The sequence below is a fragment of the Ideonella lacteola genome, assembly GCF_038066555.1.
Classification (GTDB): Bacteria; Pseudomonadota; Gammaproteobacteria; order Burkholderiales; family Burkholderiaceae_C; genus Ideonella; species Ideonella lacteola.
The window spans coordinates 18,493-37,843 of the sequence record NZ_JBBUTG010000035.1; the positions used below are offsets into that span (position 1 = coordinate 18,493).

The 19,351-nt window shown below is 67.1% G+C and carries 16 protein-coding genes and 1 pseudogene; 5 read left to right on the plus strand and 12 right to left on the minus strand.

The window, feature by feature from the left end:
* Positions 1 to 6 precede the first annotated feature (6 nt).
* The 11 genes and pseudogenes from AACH06_RS28530 to AACH06_RS28580 form a co-directional block, all read right to left on the minus strand.
* Positions 7 to 1,311 carry an acyl-CoA dehydrogenase family protein gene (locus AACH06_RS28530; protein ID WP_341429214.1) on the minus strand — a complete coding sequence of 435 codons (1,305 nt, stop codon included), beginning with the start codon at positions 1,309 to 1,311 and terminating at the stop codon, positions 7 to 9.
* Positions 1,312 to 1,337: 26 nt separating this feature from the next.
* Positions 1,338 to 1,823, minus strand: coding sequence for a flavin reductase family protein (locus tag AACH06_RS28535; protein ID WP_341429215.1), 486 nt, complete (start codon positions 1,821 to 1,823; stop codon positions 1,338 to 1,340).
* Between the two features lie 77 nt (positions 1,824 to 1,900).
* The gene (gene crcB / locus AACH06_RS28540) at positions 1,901 to 2,302 is read right to left on the minus strand and encodes a fluoride efflux transporter CrcB (protein WP_423222093.1); all 402 of its coding nucleotides are present in this window, start codon (positions 2,300 to 2,302) and stop codon (positions 1,901 to 1,903) included.
* Positions 2,299 to 2,838, minus strand: coding sequence for a molybdenum cofactor biosynthesis protein MoaE (locus AACH06_RS28545; protein ID WP_341429216.1), 540 nt, complete (start codon positions 2,836 to 2,838; stop codon positions 2,299 to 2,301). The genes crcB and AACH06_RS28545 overlap by 4 nt, the downstream gene beginning before the upstream one ends.
* An 8-nt stretch (positions 2,839 to 2,846) precedes the next feature.
* Positions 2,847 to 3,098, minus strand: coding sequence for a MoaD/ThiS family protein (locus AACH06_RS28550; protein WP_341429217.1), 252 nt, complete (start codon positions 3,096 to 3,098; stop codon positions 2,847 to 2,849).
* Between the two features lie 2 nt (positions 3,099 to 3,100).
* Positions 3,101 to 4,363 (minus strand): molybdopterin molybdotransferase MoeA, encoded by a 1,263-nt coding sequence (locus tag AACH06_RS28555; RefSeq protein ID WP_341429230.1) that lies wholly within the window; start codon positions 4,361 to 4,363, stop codon positions 3,101 to 3,103.
* Positions 4,364 to 4,549: 186 nt separating this feature from the next.
* Positions 4,550 to 5,968, minus strand: a complete 1,419-nt coding sequence (gene thrC / locus AACH06_RS28560; RefSeq protein WP_341429231.1) for a threonine synthase — start codon at positions 5,966 to 5,968, stop codon at positions 4,550 to 4,552.
* A gap of 240 nt (positions 5,969 to 6,208) precedes the next feature.
* Positions 6,209 to 7,015 (minus strand): annotated as a pseudogene (locus tag AACH06_RS28565) (tetratricopeptide repeat protein); the annotation flags it as partial.
* 378 nt (positions 7,016 to 7,393) lie between these two features.
* Entirely contained in the window at positions 7,394 to 8,704 is a 1,311-nt protein-coding gene (locus AACH06_RS28570; RefSeq protein ID WP_341429218.1) for a P-loop NTPase family protein, read from the minus strand.
* Positions 8,705 to 8,735: 31 nt separating this feature from the next.
* Complete coding sequence (locus AACH06_RS28575; protein WP_341429219.1) at positions 8,736 to 10,046, minus strand: homoserine dehydrogenase; 1,311 nt, start codon at positions 10,044 to 10,046, stop codon at positions 8,736 to 8,738.
* A gap of 354 nt (positions 10,047 to 10,400) precedes the next feature.
* Positions 10,401 to 11,627 (minus strand): pyridoxal phosphate-dependent aminotransferase, encoded by a 1,227-nt coding sequence (locus AACH06_RS28580; RefSeq protein WP_341429220.1) that lies wholly within the window; start codon positions 11,625 to 11,627, stop codon positions 10,401 to 10,403.
* Between the two features lie 142 nt (positions 11,628 to 11,769).
* Between AACH06_RS28580 and AACH06_RS28585 the strand changes: the two genes are divergently transcribed.
* The 3 genes from AACH06_RS28585 to AACH06_RS28595 all read left to right on the plus strand — a co-directional run bounded on the left by AACH06_RS28585 (position 11,770) and on the right by AACH06_RS28595 (position 14,835).
* Positions 11,770 to 12,159 (plus strand): Mth938-like domain-containing protein, encoded by a 390-nt coding sequence (locus tag AACH06_RS28585; protein WP_341429221.1) that lies wholly within the window; start codon positions 11,770 to 11,772, stop codon positions 12,157 to 12,159.
* Positions 12,160 to 12,253: 94 nt separating this feature from the next.
* Positions 12,254 to 12,730, plus strand: coding sequence for a peroxiredoxin (locus AACH06_RS28590; protein WP_341429222.1), 477 nt, complete (start codon positions 12,254 to 12,256; stop codon positions 12,728 to 12,730).
* 434 nt (positions 12,731 to 13,164) lie between these two features.
* On the plus strand, positions 13,165 to 14,835 hold the full coding sequence (locus tag AACH06_RS28595; protein ID WP_341429223.1) for a PhoH family protein: 1,671 nt from the start codon (positions 13,165 to 13,167) through the stop codon (positions 14,833 to 14,835).
* Between the two features lie 120 nt (positions 14,836 to 14,955).
* Here AACH06_RS28595 and AACH06_RS28600 read toward each other — a convergent pair whose 3' ends face one another.
* Positions 14,956 to 16,944 carry a M3 family metallopeptidase gene (locus tag AACH06_RS28600; protein WP_341429224.1) on the minus strand — a complete coding sequence of 663 codons (1,989 nt, stop codon included), beginning with the start codon at positions 16,942 to 16,944 and terminating at the stop codon, positions 14,956 to 14,958.
* Positions 16,945 to 17,254: 310 nt separating this feature from the next.
* On the opposite strand from AACH06_RS28600, the gene AACH06_RS28605 reads away from it, so the two are divergent.
* On the plus strand, positions 17,255 to 17,920 hold the full coding sequence (locus AACH06_RS28605; RefSeq protein ID WP_341429226.1) for a C40 family peptidase: 666 nt from the start codon (positions 17,255 to 17,257) through the stop codon (positions 17,918 to 17,920).
* Between the two features lie 105 nt (positions 17,921 to 18,025).
* Positions 18,026 to 19,144, plus strand: a complete 1,119-nt coding sequence (gene moaA / locus AACH06_RS28610; protein WP_341429227.1) for a GTP 3',8-cyclase MoaA — start codon at positions 18,026 to 18,028, stop codon at positions 19,142 to 19,144.
* The last annotated feature ends 207 nt before the right edge of the window (positions 19,145 to 19,351 follow it).

A 19,351-nucleotide genomic window follows, 5' to 3' on the forward strand; every position in this document is an offset into this window, starting at 1 on the left:
AACCTCTCAGACCGGCTCGATCGCCTCGTCGCCCTCGCCTGCGTCGTACAGGCTCTCACGGCCGATGTGATCGAGGCACAGCTCGGCGGTCCAAGGCAGCATGAGCGAGCCGCAGCGCGAATCCCGGTACATGCGCTCCAGCGGCAGCGACTTCAACATCGAAGCCCCGCCACAGGTGCGGATGGCCAAGGCGCAGATCGCGTTGGCCGTTTCCATCACGGTGTAGTGCCCGGCCAGCAGACGCAGCCGGGTGTCGGCATCGGGATCGGGCCGCGCGTCGCGGGCTGTCTGCAGGAAAAGCGCCCTCGCCTGCTCGAGCATGATGCGCATCTGGGCCACCGCCTGCTGCTTGGTGGGGTACATGCGGCGGGGCACGGGCGGCATGCCCGGGATCTCGGCGCGCAAGTAGGCCACGGTGAAGTCGTAGGCCGCCTGGGCGATGCCCATGTACGGCGCTGCCAGCGTGGCGAACATGTACGGGCAACGCTGGGTGGCCTCGTGGTAGCGGCCCTCGGGCAACAGCCGGGCGTTGTGGCGCACAAAGACCTCTTTCAGCTCCAGGTTGCGCGACACGGTGGCGCGCATCCCGAGCGGATCCCAATCGCCGGTGACGCAGACGCCGGGCGAATCGGCCGGCACGGCGAGGTACAGCGCATCGGCCTGCGACGCGCCGGGGATGTCCAGCGTGCAGAGCACCCCGTAGTAGTCGGCGACGCCCGCCAGCGTGGCAAACAGCTTGCGGCCGGTGACGAGGTAGCCGCCTTCGACCGGGCGGGCGATCGTGCCCCAGGGCGCCTTGCCGGCGGATGCCGCGCCACCTTCGGAAAAGGGCTGCGAGTACACCTTGCCGCGCTGGACGATGCGTTCGTACAGCTGCGCCCGGTGCGCCTCGTGGTCGGCGCGCTCGGCCGGTGTGAGCGACAGCGCGTCAGCCACAGGGCCCGCCCACAACGCGGCGCTCACGTGCATGTTGAACGACAGCGCCGTCGCGCCACAGTGTCGGCCCAGTTCGGCCGTCACCAGCATGAAGGTGGCGAAATCTGCACCCAGGCCCCCACGCTCGGCCGGCACGCACAGGCCCAGCAGGCCGCTGTCGCGCAGATCGCGGTAATTGTCGATCGGAAAGCTCGCCTCGCGGTCGTGCGCCACGGCCCGGGGCGCGAAACGCGTGCGGCCCAACTCGGCGGCCAGGGCGATCAGCTCTCGTTGGCGCGGGCTCAGCGCCGACGCGTCGCCGGCGATATGGGCGGCCGCCCGGGCGGGCGAGCCTGCAGACGGGGAGGAATGGGTGGTGGTGGAGGAATCGGTCATCGGCATGTCCTCGCGTCGAGACGATCTCAGAGGATTTCGCCCAGCAGCCGGTAGTGGCCGGCCTGGAAGACCAGGGGCGCCAACCCCGCCTCGTGCAGATGTTCGACTTGACCAATGAACAGCACATGGTCGCCCACCGTCTGTTCGCTGTGCAACGCACACTCGAACACCGCCGCACAGCCGGCGAGCACCGGCGCACCGCCAGCGCCATCCGACCACTGGCCCTCGGCGAAGCGATCGGGCACCGGGCTGGCAAAACGGCGAGACAGGCTCACCTGCGCCTCGGCCAGCACATTGATGGCGAAATGACTCGCTTGGCGGAAGGCCGGCAACGCCGGGCTGGCCAGCCGCAGCGACCACAGCACCAAGGGCGGATCGAGCGACAGCGAGTTGAAGGAATTGGCGGTGAGGCCAACCGCCTGGCCGCTGGCATCGCGGCAGGTGGCGATCGTCACCCCGGTGGTAAAGCGGCCGAGCGCATTGCGCAGGACCTTGACATCGAACGGAAGCATCGCCCGCGATGGTAGGCCCAAAGCCGCTTGCCGGATGCGAGGGCCCTAACTCGTTGGGGTTGTGTAGCGGTGGTCGTTCACGCCCACACGGCCCGACCGGCCCACCAGCCCAGGCCGGCACAGCCCAGCGCCCCTACCACATGGGCCAGCGTGTGCAACGCCGCCAGCCCCAGGCGGCCGTGGATCAACAGGCTCAGCGACTCGGCCGAGAACGCCGAGAACGTGGTCAGCCCGCCGAGCCCGCCGGTGACCAGCAGCAGGCGCAGGGTGTCGTTGGGGTGGTGGTCGAAGGCCACCAGGCTGAAACCGATCAACAGCCCGCCCACGCAGTTGACCGCCAAGGTGCCCAACGCAAAGGGAAGCGCCAGCGGGTTGAGCCACAGGCCGGCCTGCCAACGCAGCAGGGCCCCCGCGGCCCCGCCCAGGCCCACGGCCAGCGCTTGCGCCCAGGTGCCGCCCATGCCCGTGGCCCCGCTCAAGCCTGGCCCGGGCCGCCGGACGCGACCGCGTTGCTCGCGAAATCCCCCCAGCGCGCCAGGGCCGCGTCGTCACTCACCCGGGCGTCGACCCAGCGGGCGCCTTCGGGCGTGGTCTCCTTTTTCCAGAACGGGGCCTGCGTCTTGAGGTAGTCCATCAAAAACTCGCAGGCCTGGAAGGCATCGCCACGGTGTGAAGAGGTCACCGCCACAAAGACGATCTGTTCGCCCGGCTGCAGCACACCCACACGGTGAATGACCCGCGCGGCACGCACCCTGAACCTCGCCATGGTCGCGTCGATCATGGCCTCGATCGCGCTTTCGGTCATGCCCGGGTAGTGCTCCAGCTCCATCGCCTGGATGCTGCCCGGCCCGAGCGCTTCGGCCTCGTGGCGGTCACGCACCGTGCCCACGAAGCTCACCACCGCCCCGACACCGAGATCGCCGGCCCGCAAGGCGGCCAGCTCGGCGCCGGTGTCAAAGTCGGCCGTCTGGATGCTGACGCGCGGGACGTGGGCCGAGGGGCTGGGAATGCTCATGTCGGGCCTCAACCGCCAGTGACTGGCGGGAAGAACGCCAGTTCGTCGCCATCGGCCAGCACGGCGGATTCGTCGCACAGCGCCTGGTTCAGCGCAGCGCGCAGGGCCTTGTGGCGGGCGAGGCTGGCCTCGAAGGGTGCCCCCCGCGCGATCAGGCGGTCACGCGCTTCACCCACACGGCTGCCCTCGGGCAACTCCAGCTCGCCCTGAGCGCCGAGCGCTTCGCGCAGCGACGCGAAGTAGCGCAGTTTGATCTTCATGCTCAGCCCCCCACCAGCATCGCCATCGGCAGGAAGCGAACGATGTCGCCCTCGGCGATCGCCTGGCCTGGCGGGTTGTCGACCAGCCCATCGGCCCAGACAGCCGAGGTGAGCACGCCCGAGCCTTGGTTGGTGAACAGCTCGAGCGCGCCCTGCTCGTTCAAGCGCACGCGCAAGAACTCGCGTCGTTTGTCCGGTCGCGGCCATCGGAACGCGGCCGGCAGCGGCAGGCCCCGGGGCAGCGTGGCAGGCATGCCCTGCAGCGCGCGCAGCACCGGCGCCACCGCCACGACGAAAGTGACGAAACTCGACACCGGGTTGCCCGGCAAGCCGATGAACAGCGCCTCGCCACCCGCCTGGGCGGTATCGCCCGGCCGGCGCACAGCGCCAAAGGCCAGCGGCTTGCCCGGCTTGATGGCCATCTGCCACAGATCGAGCCGGCCCTCGGCCTGCACCGCCGGCTTCAGATGGTCTTCCTCGCCGACCGACACCCCACCCGACGTGATGATGAGATCGTTGCCCGTGGCGGCACGCCGCAGTGCCTCTCGGGTGGCGTCGAGCCGGTCGGGCACGATGCCCAGGTCGTCCACCACGCACCCTGCCGCCTCGAGCAAGGCGCGCAGCGTGAAACGGTTCGAGTTGTAGATGGCCCCCGGCGGCAATGGATCGCCGGGCATCACAAGCTCGTCGCCCGTGGAAAACAACGCGACCCGGGGCCGCCGCAAGACGGGCAGGCTCGCAGCGCCCACCGATGCCGCCAGGCCAAGCGCCTGGGGCGTGAGCCGTGCGCCCGGCTGCAGCACCTGGCTGCCTCGCGCCACGTCTTCCCCCCGGCGGCGGATCGACTGCCCGGCCGTGACCGGGCCGCTGATCCGCACGCGAGCCCGATCAGGCGCAGCACCCTCAAGGGGTAACGCTTCGCACTGTTCCTGCATCACCACCGTGTCGGCGCCCGGGGGCACCAGCGCGCCGGTGAAGATGCGCGCGGCCGTGCCAGGCTCAAGGGGCTGGCCGACCGATCCGGCCGCGATGCGCTGGCTGACGGGCAACACCGTGCCGGCGGCCGAGTCGGCAGACAAATCGGCGAAACGCACCGCGTAGCCGTCCATCGCACTGTTGTCGGCCGGTGGGACGTCCAAGGTCGAGGCCACCGCCTCGGCGAGCACGCGGCCCAGCGCCTGGGCCGTGGGGATCGATTCCGTCTCGTTGATCCGCCGCGCCTGGGCAACGTCGACCAGGCGCGTCAGCGCCTCGTCCAGTGACATCAACGGAGCGCGAGCGGGCACGGCAGCAGGGGCAGAGGAAGACACGGCGTTTCAGCTCAGAGCGTGGGGTTGGGGGGCGTGCGGGTCGGAACAGAGAGTCTCACGCCCCTTGGGTCAGGTCGGATCAACGGGCCACCGGCGAGCGACCGGCGCCCCGCTGGGCGTTGGCCTCGGCGCCCCCGGGGCTCATGCCAAGCCGGTGTGCTCGGCGATGTAGGCCTTCACCCGGGCCACATCCGGCGGCATGACGGTGAAGCGCTTGGGCAGTTGCTCGATACCTTCCAGCTTGGCCGGCCGCCCGGGTTCGCGGCCGAGCGCCTCGCGGATGGTCTCGGCGAACTTCGCCGGCAGCGCGGTTTCCAGCACGATCATCGGCACATTCGGCTCGACGCGCTCGGTCGCCACCTTGACGCCATCGGCGGTGTGGGTATCGACCATCGTCGCGTGGCGCTCCCAGGTCGAGCGGATGGTGGCCAGCCGGTCGGCATGGGTGCTCTTGCCCGACTGGAAGCCAAAGCCGGCGATGCGCTGGAACTCGTCTGCCGACAGCGTGAAACCGCCTTGGCGCTCGATGTGCGCGCCGAACAGCTCTCGCGTGCGCGACGCGTCGCGTCCCAGCAGGTCGAACACGAAGCGCTCGAAGTTGGACGCCTTGGAGATGTCCATCGAAGGGCTGGAGGTCTCGTGCGTTTCCGCGCCCTTGCGCACCCGGTAGGTGCCGGTGCGGAAGAACTCGTCGAGCACGTCGTTCTCGTTGGTGGCCACCACCAGGTGCTTGATCGGCAAGCCCATCATCCGCGCCACGTGACCGGCACACACGTTGCCGAAGTTGCCCGAGGGCACCGTGAAGCTGACGACCTCGGCGTTGGATCGGGTGACCTGGAAATAGCCGGCGAAGTAGTACACCACCTGCGCCAGCAGCCGTGCCCAGTTGATCGAGTTGACGGTGCCGATCTTCTGCGCCCGCTTGAAGGCCAGGTCGTTGGAGACGGCCTTGACGATGTCCTGCGCATCGTCGAACACCCCCTCGACCGCGATGTTGTGGATGTTCTCGTCCTGCAAGCTGAACATCTGCGCCTGCTGGAACGGGCTCATGCGGCCGTGCGGGCTGAGCATGAACACGCGCACGCCCACCTTGCCGCGCATCGCGTATTCGGCAGCGCTGCCGGTGTCCCCTGACGTGGCACCGAGGATGTTCAGCGATTCGCCGCGCCGACCCAGCTCGTACTCGAACAGGTGGCCGAGCAGCTGCATCGCCATGTCCTTGAAGGCCAGCGTCGGCCCGTTGGACAAGGCTTCGATCCACAGGCCCGAATCGCCCAGCCGGCGCACCGGCACGATCGCCTCGGTGCCGAAGACGTCCGCCGTGTAGGTCTTGGCGACGAGCGCCTTCAGGTCGGCTGCGGGGATGTCGTCAATGTAGAGCGACAGGATCTCGAAGGCCAGATCGGCATACGACAGACCACGCCAACGGGTGAGCGTGGCATCGTCGACCTGGGGGTAGGCCGCCGGCAGGTACAGGCCGCCGTCCGGCGCCAGGCCTTCGAGCAGGATCTCGCAAAAGCGCTTGGGCGTGGGGTCGCCCCGGGTGCTGAGGTAGTTCAAGGTGTGGTCTTTGGGGGCGGGCCCAGTGCCGGATGTGGACCGCAGATTGTCCATCAACGCATCCACCCAGCCCGAGTCGGATGGGCTTTGGCGAACTGTCTCCACGGCGGCTTGCAGCCAAGGCACCCGCGCTCGAAGCTGGGCCTGCTCCGGTGCTACTTGCAAGAGTTTAGACACGGAGACCAGCCAGTCGCGCAGCGCCTCGGGCGCCTCGCCCGTCAGCCGCACCAGCTTCTCGCGCAACCCCAGGCTGTGCTCGTAGCGCTCTCGCGCCCCGGCCAGGTCGCCCTGCGCGCGCAGCACGTCGCCCAGGTTGTGGAGCGACACCGACCAGTCGCGCAGCGCCTCGGGCGCCTCGCCCGTCAGCCGCACCAGCTTCTCGCTCAAACCCAGGCTTTGCTCGTAGCGCTCTCGCGCCCCGGCCAGGTCGCCCTGCGCGCGCAGCACATCGCCCACCTTGTCGAGCGACACCGACCAGTCGCGCAGCGCCTCGGGCGCCTCGCCCGTCAGCCGCACCAGCTTTTCGCGCAAACCCAGGCTTTGCTCGTAGCGCTCTCGCGCCCCGGCCAGGTCGCCCTCTTGCAGGCGAAGATCGCCCATCAGTTGCCAGGTCCAGCCGCGGTTACGCTGAGCCCGCACGTCGGGCTGGTCGTCCGCTGGCGTGGGCACCTCGACCCAACCCGATTGGGCCTCGTCCAATTGCTGAAGGATCTTTCGGGCCGCCGCCAAGTCACGCTGCCGCAAAGCCTGGGCAGCGGCCGCAATGCCGAGCTCAAGATTCAGCTCAGCTTCAGGCCCGGCTTCGTCGGCAGACTTCAACGCGAAGTCCCAGCGCTGTTGCAGCGGCCAGGGAGCGCCCGATTGCCGGACGGAGGGCACCGCACGGCTCAGGCCCATGCGCTGCTCACCTGCATCGATGCTTGCAGCAGCAGGCGGCTCCAACACCAGGCTCAGGCTGCGCACTGACCACAGGTCCGGCGCCACCCTGGCCACCGTGGCCTCCAGGTTCAAGGCGCTGGCCACCACCAACGCCCGCGGTGGCGCCATGACCTGGGCGCGGCGCTCGTTCAAGCGCGCCAGCAGGGTCGGCAGCCCCAGCGGGGCGGCGGCTGGCGCACCGCTGGCGGCCACGTCCAACCAAACGAGGTTGCCTTGGTCGCCGGGTGGTGGCGCCAGCAGTTGAGAGAGAAACGCACTCGCCACCGCAGCATCTTCGCCAGGGCCGAAACGAAAGCGCCAGGCCCGGCGGGAACGCCCACGCAAAGACGAGTCCAGACTCCCGAAGAACCAATCGAGCTGCGCCGCGGTTCCCCAGAGAAAAATCAAGGGCGCATCGGTGGCGCGAAAGACCAAGCGCCGCACACGTCGCAACGCAGCATACTCGGCGGGGCTGGCGAAGTGGCGCACAGTGGGCAGCGCCCGCGATCAGGGCGCTGGCGGCGGTGTGCTCGCACTGCGCTGGCGCACCCAGTCCCGCAACAGCGGGTGCACGGAGAACCACGCCTCGCCGTTCAAGTAGACCAGCACATGCTTGCTGGCCAGGTACTGCTGCAAGACCGCCGCGCCGATGTCGCCTGACAGCTCACTCTCATGGCTGGCGTCCAGCCGGGCGAGCCACTGGATATGCTCGTTGGGGATCTGCTTGGGCGGGCACACCTGGGCCAGGGCGTAATCGAGCATCTCGTCGGTCACCGGAAACGACTCGATCTCGTCGGTGATGACGATCCGGATGCTTCGCAAGAAGTCGCGCAGGTCGCCGCCCGATCCCAAGGCGAGGCGGCGCAGCTGCGGTTCACGGAAAACCTCCAGGCAGCGGCCAAAGCGCTTGCGGACCAGCTCGACCATGGCCCCGACGCCCTCCTCGTCTTCGTCCGCGCTGCGCCGCTTGAAGACGTGCACCGAGGGCATGGTCGCCACCGCCCCGGTGCCCAGCAGCGCGGGCAACTGGTTGTTCTGCTCGATCAGGAATGGCGACACGGAGTAAACGACGTGGACGCCCGGCAGTTTGAGCGCCGCGCCATCGCTGAGGAAGAGGCCTTGCAGGCTGGTGTAGACCTCGCCTTGCAGTTCGCCATAGCCGCGGATCTTTTCCAGCGAGTCCGCGATCAGTACGCACTTTTCGCCCTGTGGGCACAAGTCGCCCACCAACTCAGCCACGAAGCTCTGCGCCTGTTGCAAGATGCTGGTGCGGCGGCCCTTGATGGCCGCTTCGATCTGCTGGCGAAATTGCGGGTCAGTGCGCAACGCCAGGCTCAGGCCGGCCTTGAGCCCGCCGGCTTCGACGCCAAACTCCAGGCTTTCGGGAACAAGCTGGGTGTTGCGCAGAAAGCCAATGAATCGCTCTGCGAGCGACTGCTGACCGGCGACGGTGCCAGCCTGATCAACCCATGAAGCCAGCAGAGCCACCAGGAAGCTGCCCAGGGTGACCGGCTCATTCAGGTTGAGCCAGTCTTCCAGATCGCAGTAGTACACCTTGACCATCGGCGCGGCGAGAATGCTCTTCAGGCGCATCAGCTCAGTGCTCTTGCCGCTGCCGGGCTGGCCCGAGAAGAGAAAAACGCCCCCACCCTCGATCCGGCGAACCTCGGTGGCCAGACGCTTGACAGCGTCACGGGAACCGTGAAGCCCTTCGGTATAGAGCTGCGCATCCTCCGGGTCGCTCAGGTCGAGCGGGTGGCCAATCCTGAGCGCATTCGTGAACTCGGTCAGGAGTTGTTCGCGTTCCTCTTCTGTCATACGTACCACCTGCCAACGATGCGAGTGTGCCTCAAGCCAGGTCTTCCTTGCGGATCGAGACGATGGGCGCCAGCACGCTGGACAGCGCCTGCATCCTGGCCTGCGCATCGCGCATGCGGCCCTCGACGGTGTCGTGCGTCAGGATGATCAGGTCGGTCGAGCGCTCACCCTCGGCGGACTCGCGCTGCAGCACCGCATCGATCGAGATGTCGTGCTCGGCCAGGATGGTGGTGATCTTCGACAGCACGCCGGCTTCATCGGCCACCCTCAAGCGCAGATAGAACGAGGTCACCACCTGCGAGATCGGCAGGATCGGGGTGTCGGCCATCGCATCGGGCTGGAAGGCCAGGTGCGGCACCCGGTGGTCCGGGTCGGCCGTGTGCAGGCGGGTGACGTCGACCAGATCGGCCACCACCGCCGAGGCGGTGGGCTCGGAGCCCGCGCCTTTGCCGTAGTAAAGCGTGGTGCCGACGGCATCGCCCTGCACCACCACCGCGTTCATCGCGCCTTCGACGTTGGCGATCAGCCGCTTGGCCGGCACCAGCGTGGGATGCACGCGCAACTCGATGCCCTGCTCTCGGCGCTTGGTGATGCCCAGCAGCTTGATGCGGTAGCCCAGTTGCTCGGCGTACTTGATGTCGGTCGCCTGGAGCTTGGTGATGCCCTCGACATGGGCCTTGTCGAACTGCACCGGCACGCCAAAGGCGATGGCGCTCATGATGGTGGCCTTGTGGGCGGCGTCGACGCCTTCGATGTCAAAGGTGGGGTCGGCCTCGGCATACCCCAGGCGCTGCGCCTCTTTGAGCACCGTCGCGAAGTCCAGCCCCTTGTCGCGCATCTCGCTGAGGATGAAGTTCGTGGTGCCGTTGATGATGCCGGCGATCCACTCGATGCGGTTGGCGGTCAGGCCTTCGCGCAGTGCCTTGATGATGGGGATGCCGCCAGCCACGGCGGCCTCGAACCCGACCATCACGCCCTTGGCATGGGCCGCGGCGAACACCTCGGCGCCGTGGGTGGCGATCAAGGCCTTGTTGGCCGTCACCACATGCTTGCCGGCAGCGATGGCTTCCATCACCAGCGTCTTGGCGATGCCCGTGCCGCCGATCAGCTCGACGACGATGTCGATCTGGGGGTTCGCAATGATCTCGCGTGCATCGGCCACGATCTGGGCCTGGTCACCCACGATCGCGCGGGCCTGCGCCACATCGCGACGCGACACCACGGCCAGCTCAATGCCACGGCCGGCCCGCCGCTTGATCTCTTCCTGGTTGCGCTGCAGCACGTGGAAAACGCCGCTGCCCACAGTGCCCAGGCCCATGAGGCCGACTTGGATCGGTTTCATTCAGGTATCACCTTGTGTTGTGTCTCTCGGAACGGTCTGTCGGGTTTCACTCTCGTGGGGTGATGTGTGCCCTGATTCCGGGGGCCGCGGACGCGGTTGGCGGCGCGGTGCCCCAGTGTCATCGCCCGGGTCTTGTGCCCCCGGACGTGACGAGGATGAGGCGAGCGCCGGGCGCGCCCCTGGCCACCGCGCCGCAAAGGCCGGTGGCGAATGTGCCGGTGCGAACGACCTGCCGCTCACGGCACGCGCGCTGCACCGCCGCGAACCCGCGCCTTTCCATGCCGCAGCCCGCGCGAACCTGGCGCACGCATGAACGGCGTGGTGGGCAGGGGCCATGCATGGGCGGGTCGGTCTTCAGGCGGAGTGCCGCTTTCGGTAGTGGTCAAGGAAGCGGGCGATGCGGCCCACGGCTTCCGTCAGGTCGTCGGTGTTCGGCAGGAACACCAGGCGGAAATGGTCGGGCGCCGACCAGTTGAAACCCGTACCTTGGACGATCAGCACCTTCTCTTCGGCCAGCAGCTCGTAGGCGAACTGCTGGTCGTCCTGGATCGGGTACATCTGGGGGTCGAGCCGCGGGAACATGTACAGCGCGGCCGAAGGTTTGACGACACTCACCCCAGGGATCTGCGTGAGCAGCGAATAGGCCAGGTCGCGCTGGCGGGCCAGCCGGCCGCCGGGGGCCACGAGATCCTTGATGCTCTGGTAGCCACCCAGCGCGGTCTGGATGGCCAATTGGCCGGGCGTGTTGGCGCACAGCCGCATCGAGGCCAGCATGTTCAGGCCCTCGATGTAGTCCTTCGCGTGGCGCTTGTCGCCCGAGACCACCATCCAGCCCGCGCGGTAGCCGCAAGAGCGGTAGTTCTTCGACAGGCCGTTGAAGGTCAGGCACAGCACGTCGTCGGCCAGCGAGGCGATGCTGGTGTGCTGCGCACCGTCGTACAGCGTCTTGTCGTAGATCTCGTCGGCAAAGATGATCAGCTGGTGCTGGCGCGCCAACTCGACGATGCCCTGCAGCACCTCCACCGGATACAGCGCACCGGTGGGGTTGTTCGGGTTGATGATGACGAGCGCCTTGGTGCGCGGCGTCACCTTGGCCCGCATGTCGGCCAGGTCGGGCATCCAGCCCGATCCCTCGTCGCAGTGGTAGTGAACGGGCGTGCCTCCGGACAGCGCCACCACCGCGGTGTAGAGCGGGTAGTCGGGCGACGGGATCAGCACTTCGTCGCCCGCGTCCAGCAGCGCGTTCATGCTCATCGCGATCAGCTCGGACGCGCCGTTGCCCAGGTAGACGTCGTCAACGGTGACGCCGGCGATGTGCTTTTCCTGGCAGTAGTGAACGACCGCCTTGCGTGGAGCAAACAGGCCCTTGGAATCGGTGTAGCCGGCCGCATGTGGGAGGTTGCGGATCATGTCCTGCACGATCTCGTCCGGCGGCTCCAGGCCGAACGCGGCCACATTGCCGATGTTCAGCTTGATGATCTTCTGCCCTTCGTCTTCCATCTGGCGCGCCTTGTCCAGCACGGGGCCGCGGATGTCGTAGCCGACGTTGGCGAGCTTGCTGGACTTGGCGATGGGCTTCAAACCGGAGACTCCTCAGGCGACGAAGCGGCTGCGCATCAACCACGAAGACGGACGATGCTGCGCCGCAAAACGTACAATTTAACCATAGGCCTTTCGACGATCCGGGCACTGTCACGCCCTGTGTCGAGGCCCAGGGAGAGCGATGAAATTCCAACCGGATCAACTCGATGGCGTGAACGCCATTTCGAAGCTCGAAGCCGGCCGCATCTGGGTGCACGCCACGGCCTTCGAGTCCAGCGTGCTGGTGCCCTGGCGGGGCGACGTCCAGGCCTGGCCCGCGGCGCGGGCCGATGAGCTGCAAGCCAGCCACTTCGAGGCCATCGTGGCGTTGCAGCCCGAGCTGGTCATCTTCGGCAGTGGCGACAAGCACCGCTTCGTCTCGCCTGCGCTGTACCGAGCGCTGATCGAGCGCCGCATCGGCGTCGAGACGATGGATACGGCAGCGGCTTGCCGCACCTACAACGTGCTCGTCAATGAGGGCCGCAAGGTCGTCGGCGCGTTTTTGCTGGAGCCCGCCGCCCCCGCCGCTTAGGCGCACCGAGCCAGTTGGGCGAGGAATACCTCACACTTCAATTTATAATCACGGGCTATGCCTCCCAGGGGCGCCCGCATAAGACACCACCCTCATGACGCCAGCCCTCAACAAACCCCTGCCGGAAATTGAAGCGCAAGCCACCGGAGGCGTGAAGTTCACCCACACGGCCTTCAAGGGGCACGCCATCGTGCTGTACTTCTACCCGAAGGACAACACGCCGGGCTGCACCACTGAGGCCATGCAGTTCCGGGATCAGCACAAAGAGTTTGAGAAGGCGGGGGCCGTGGTGTTCGGCGTGTCGCGCGACAACATGGCCTCGCACGACAAGTTCAAGCAGAACCTCGAACTGCCCTTCGAGCTGATCGCCGACACCGAAGAAAAGCTCTGCCACATGTTCGGTGTGGTGAAGAACAAGATCATGTACGGCAAGAAGGTCAAGGGCATCGAGCGCTCCACCTTCTTGATCGATGCCGGCGGCGTGCTTCGGGCCGAATGGCGCGGCATCAAGGTCGCCGGCCACGTGGACGAAGTGCTCAAGGCCGTCAAAGACCTGAAGAAGGCCGCCTGAATCGCGCCGAGGCGCTCTCCTATCAGCGTCATTTCTCGCGCCCCATCAGACCGCGATCGGGCCGCTTCTGTGGCGCAACGCCACTGAAGGCCCAATAAGCCCCCCACAAGCGCTCAACAAGCCGGCACGCCCGGCTTGTTTGCTTTCTGGTGTCCAGCGTCGTCATGCGCCTTGGGTGGCCACCCGGCCCACGCCGGCCGCCGCCGCGCGCCCGCCCCGCTCAGCGCATTCGTCGCATTTTCACGACTGATCATGGCCGTCAGTACGCTCCGCTGACATCGCACCCCGGATGTGCATAATGGATTCATGCCCGAGACCGTGATGGCGAGCATCCCCACACCAAGCCGCACAGCTGCCTGTGCGGCTTTTTTGTCTCCGGCAGCCAAGCCCTTCCGCGTGTTTCTCTGCGAACAAGGCCCTTGAGCCCGCTTTCCATGCCCTTGCCGAAGCCACCCGCCACCCGAGCCGCCATCCTTCCGCCCTCCGCTTACGAAACCCAGGCTGCGCCCAAATCGACGCGCCACAAGGCACCGGCCAGCGCCCGAACCTCCGACGATGAGAGCAGCGCACTGGCGCTGCGCAACGACAGCGCCAACAGCGTGGCCGCAGCGCCGGCGGTGAAGACCAAGGCCGCCGCGCCCGCGCCTGCCCCTACCCGGGCCAAGGCGCCGGCCCCGGAGCCCAAGCCGCGCAAACCCCGCCACACCGGCCCGGCCAAGCTTTTTGTGCTGGACACCAACGTGCTGATGCATGACCCGATGTCGCTCTTCCGCTTCGAAGAGCACGACATCTACCTGCCGATGATCACGTTGGAAGAACTCGACGGCCACAAGAAGGGCATGAGCGAGGTCTCTCGCAACGTCCGGCAGGTCAGCCGCGAGCTGGACACCTTGGCCACCGACAGCCACACCGGCAAGTTCGACCCCGCCGCGGGCATCCCGCTGGCCAAGACCGGCCACCGAGAAGCCGGCGGCAAACTGTTCTTCCAGACGACGCTGCTGGACGTGAAGCTGCCCGCCGGCCTGCCGCAAGGCAAGGCGGACAACCAGATCCTCGGGGTGGTGCAGTCGCTGCGCGAACAGCACCCGACGCGCGAAGTGGTGCTGGTGTCGAAAGACATCAACATGCGGGTCAAAGCCCGCGCGCTCGGCTTGGCCGCGGAAGACTATTACAACGACAAGACGCTGGACGACGGCGACCTGCTCTACACCGGCGTGCTGCCCTTGCCTGCCGATTTCTGGGAGCGCCACGGCAAAACGATGGAAAGCTGGAGCCAAGGCGGCTTCACCTACTACCGCATCAGCGGCCCGCTCGTTCCGGCTTTGCTGGTGAACCAGTTCGTCTACCTCGAATCCCCCGGCGAAGCCCCGCTGTTTGCGCGCGTGACCGAGATCACCGGCAAGACCGCGGTGCTCAAGACACTGCGCGACTACACGCATGGCAAGAACGCGATCTGGGGCGTGACGGCACGCAACCGCGAACAGAACTTCGCGCTCAATCTGCTGATGGACCCGGACTGCGACTTCATCACCCTCACCGGCACCGCCGGAACGGGCAAGACGCTGATGACGCTGGCCGCCGGGCTGTCACAGGTGATGGAAGACCGCCGCTACACCGAAATCATCGTCACCCGCGTCACCGTGCCGGTGGGCGAGGACATCGGCTTCCTGCCCGGCAACGAGGAAGAGAAGATGGGCCCGTGGATGGGCGCGCTGGACGACAACCTCGAAGTGCTGGCCAAGAGCGACAACTCGGCCGGCGAATGGGGCCGTGCGGCGACGAACGACCTGGTGCGCTCGAAGATCAAGATCAAGAGCCTGAACTTCATGCGCGGCCGCACCTTCTTGAACAAGTTCGTCATCATCGATGAGGCCCAGAACCTGACGCCCAAGCAGATGAAGACGCTGATCACCCGCGCCGGCCCGGGCACCAAGATCGTCTGCCTGGGCAACTTGGCGCAGATTGATACGCCCTACCTCACCGAAGGCTCGTCCGGCCTGACGTTCGCGGTCGATCGCTTCAAGGGTTGGCCGCATTCGGGCCACATCACGCTGGCTCGCGGCGAGCGTTCTCGCTTGGCCGACTACGCTTCCGACGTGCTCTGAATCGTCGCCGCCGTCAGCGCACCGCCTTCCCAGGTGGTGCGCCGCGCGGCCCCTTCGCCTGGGAGCCTGAGAGTTCGCACCGGGGTCAGCACCGATCGGCGCTGAGCCCCGGTGCGTGCATCACTTCTTCAGGTCGTCGAAGAAGGCCTTCGGGCTCATCTCGCGGCCGAGGAAGTCTTTCACCAGCAGCTCAGGCGGGCGCTGGCCACCCTGGCCCAGCACCGTGTCACGGTAGCGCTTGCCCACCACCGGGCTGAGCCGGTCCTCGGCGAAGGCGGTGCGCAGGTCCATCGCCACCACCAGGCTCCACAGGTAGCCGTAGTAGCCGGCGCCATAGCCGCCGGCCACGTGCGAGAAGCCCGCCGGGAACTTGGTGCCGGGCACATAGCCCAGCGGCGTGTCGCCTTCCATCTTGGCCCACAGCGCCATGGGCTCGGGTGCGTCCGCCGAGTGCAGCGCGAGATCGAAGCTGGCGTACAGGTGCTGGCGTGCCGTCTTGCTGCCCTTGGTGAAGTCACGCGCAGCGAGCGCCTTGTCGACCAACTCGTCCGGCACCTGCTTGCAGCTTGGGCAGACGTCCTGGAACAGCTTCAGCACCTTGCGGTCGAAGACCCAGTCTTCCAGCATTTGCGACGGCGCCTCGACGAAGTCGTGCTGGGTGTTGGTGCCCGAGTTCAGCGCATAGCGCGTCATCGACAGGTTGCTGTGCAGGGCGTGGCCGAACTCGTGCAGCAGCGTGTTCAGCTCTTCGATCGTCAGGCCCTTGCGGTCGAAGTTCACCACCAGCGCCGCCTGGGGCACCCGGCCGGTGAGCGTCGAGCCCCCACGGTAGGACCACACCGCCGCATGGTTGTACTTGCCCTCGCGCGGGTACAGGTCGACCATCAGGCTCGACAGCGGTTTGCCAGTCGCCGCGTCAGTCACCGCATAGGCCTGCACTTCGGGGTGCCACAGCTTGGCTGGCACCGGTGTGTACTTGATGCCGAACATCGTCTCGGCGATGCGCATGACGAACTTCAGGCTTTCCTGCGGCGGGAAGTAGGGCCGGAACGATTCCTCGTCCACCGAGTACAGCTCCTTGCGCATCCGCTCGGTGTAGAACGGCACGTCCCAGCGCTCGACCGTCACCTTCTCGACCGGCAGGCCCAGGTGCTTGGCCTTGGCTTCGCGCATCTGGGCGATGTCGCGGCGCTCGCCTTCGGTGACCGCCTGCTTGACGTCGCCGAGGAATCGCGAGGTGTTGGCCGTGTTCTTGGCCATGCGGCGGCGCAGCGTGAAGTCGGCATAGCTGTCGAAGCCGAACAGCTTGGCGTAATCGCGGCGAAGCTTGGCGATCTCGGCCAACAGCTTCAGGTTGGCATCGCCGCCTTCATTCATCTTCGCGCGCCACATGCGCTCGCGGGTGCTGCCCTTCTCGGCACGCTCCATCACCGGGTAGTAGGTGGGATAGTCCAGGCCGAGCAGAAGGCGGCCCTTGGCGTCGCGCTTGGCCGCCTTCAGCACGCCTTCGGGCACGCCGGCCAGGTCTTCTTCGCTGAACTCGACCTTGGTGTTGCTGTCGCGAACATTCTTCTCGAACTGCTGACCCAGCAGGCCAATCCGGTTGGAGAGCTGCTTCGCCTTGGCCCGCTGGGCGGGAGGCAGGCCGACACCCGAGTCTTCGAACGATTCGATGGCCTGGCGCAGCGCTTCGCGGTCGATGTCGTCGGTCGGCACGGAGGCCTTGGCTGCCCGATAGAGCTTGGCGTTCTGGCTGGTGCTGGTGAAGAAATCCTGCCAGCGTAGATCGCAGGCTTCGGCTGCGTCGCGCACCTTGGGGTCAGGGTGCACATTGCTGACGAAACCGATCGGTCCGTAGGCGTCTTCGCTGGCGCTGTAGGCCGCGTCGTACTCGGCAATCCAGGTGGGCGATGCGGGGCGCTTTTCGAGCAATGCCACGCGGGTTCGAGCCGCCTTCAAGCCGGCGTCGCAGGCCTGCTTGACCTGCACCGGAGTCTGAAAATCGGGAAACGCCGGCCCGACCATCTCGGCCGATTCCGCCGCCAGCGCGTGAGGCATCCCCGCCGCGGTCAGGCTGCAGACCGCCAGCGCCATCCATGTCTTCTTCATCAGAGTCATCCTGTCTCCAAGTGGCCGGTGCCTGCCCCCCCGCTCCTGGCAGCCGATGAGGATGCCTGCAGAGGCGGTGCAGTTCAGGCCCGCTCGGCTTGTTATGAAAGAGTCAAGCGGCGATTGTGGCCCGCCCGGCGGGCCCTCAGCCCACCCGAATGCTCAACGCCCGTCACGGTGCCCAGCCGCCGAACCGCGGGTTCTCCCTGGGAAAAATCGCCGCTCACCGGCTGCAAGTATTTGAAAACACTTGCATTTCTGAGGCTTCCCCGCTTGACACCCCTAGTTCGAGGCCCGTATCCTGCGCCCCGTGCTGAGGTTGTCCCTTCTCTCATCAGGCCTGTTCCAGGCCCGCATCGCGACCCGAAGCTGGCTGTGGGCCGGCGTCACGGCAGGCCTTCTGGCCGCCGCGTCGGGTGTATGCCAGGCGGCGCCGTCAGCGGCGGCGCATGACCCCGTGATGCAGTTGCTGAAAGACCGCGGGTTGGTCCAGGCCGGCGCGCCCCTCGTTGCCTCACCGCCCCCGTCGGATCCCAGTCTTCTGGGGCAAGTGCGCGAGAAGACCACCGATTTGGTCATGGGCGCCATGAATTTCATCGGCGTGCGCTACCGCCGGGGCGGCACCACGGCCGAAAACGGGTTCGACTGCTCTGGCTTCACCCGCTACGTTTTCGAGAACAGCATCGGCCTGCTGCTGCCGCGGCGTGCCGACGAGCAGGCCCGCGCGCCCGGCTTCTTCAGCATCAGCAAAGACGAACTCAAGCCGGGCGATCTGGTGTTCTTCAACACCATGCGCCGGGCTTTCTCGCACGTCGGGATCTACGTGGGCGACGGCAAGTTCATCCACTCGCCTCGCGCCGGCGGCGAAGTCCGCGTCGAAGACATGAGCGTCGACTATTGGGCCAAGCGCTTCAACGGCGCTCGGCGCGCCCCCCAGGTGGCCACCACCGACCCGGCCGCGCGGCCCGCGCCCTGAGCTCGCGTTGCCTGTCTGGCCTTCCGTCAACGCCGCCCTCAGGCGGCGTTTGTTCGTTGGCCGGCTTTGCGCGAGGGTCAATGCCGCAACGGCACAATGGGTGCCATGGGTGAACGCGTCATTCCGCTGACCGACTGGCGTCGGGCCGCACCGGTGGCCCGAGGGTTGAAGGCCCCCGCGTCGGCGGACCTTCTCGCCGACACCCTCGGCCGCCCGCTGCGCGACCTGCGCATCTCGGTGACCGACCGCTGCAACTTTCGCTGCAGCTACTGCATGCCGAAGGAAATCTTCGACAACCGCTACACCTTCCTGCCGCACGCCCAGCTGCTGAGTTTCGAAGAGATCACGCGGGTGGCTCGTCTGTTTGCCGGCCTCGGCGTGCGCAAGCTGCGCCTCACCGGGGGCGAACCGCTGCTGCGCAAGAACCTCGAACACCTTGTCGAGATGCTGGCCGGCGTGCGCGGGCCCGACGGTGAGCCTTTGGACCTCACCCTGACCACCAACGGCTCCCTGCTCGCGCGCAAGGCTGCAGCTCTGAAGGCGGCCGGGCTGAAGCGGCTCACAGTGAGCCTCGATGCGCTGGACGACAGCATCTTCCAGCGCATGAACGATGTGGGCTTTCCGGTGGCCGATGTGCTGGCGGGCATCGACCAGGCGCTCCAGGTCGGATTCGGGCCGATCAAGGTCAACATGGTGGTCAAGCGGGGCGTCAACGACAGCCAGGTGTTGCCGATGGCACGCTACTTCCGCGAGCGCTATGGCCGCCAGGCGACGCTTCGCTTCATCGAGTTCATGGACGTGGGCGCCACCAACGGCTGGTGCCTGGATGACGTCGTGCCCTCGGCGGAACTGCTGGGGCGCATCGGCGCCGAGTGGCCTCTGCGCCCGCTGGACGCCGTGGTCGCCGGCGAGACCGCCGAACGTTGGGCCTATGCCGACGGGCTCGGTGAAATCGGCCTGATTTCCAGCGTGACCCAGGCCTTCTGCCACGACTGCAACCGCGCGCGCCTGTCGACCGAAGGGCAGCTCTTCCTGTGCCTGTTCGGCTCGCGAGGGCATGATCTGCGAGCGCTGCTGCGCGGCGGGGCCAGCGACGACGAGATCATGGGCGCCGTGGCGCAGATCTGGTCGGCACGCAGCGACCGCTACTCAGAGCTGCGTGGCTCAGCCACATTCGCCGAATCGAGCGAGCGCCGCGTCGAGATGCACTACATCGGCGGTTGAGTCGCGCCGGGCCTAGCCTGGATCTTTCACGAGTCTGCTCGGACGATCAGATCGGGGGGCGGTGAAGGGGCTTGGCGACCTGGATGAGGGCGATGGCGTCGCGCGAAGGCACGTTTGGGCGATTGCGGGCGCAGTACCCCCTTACCCCCGTTGTTTGTCAGCGTGCCGGAGTAGCACTCGCGGCGGGCTATGGGGCGAGCGCGCGGG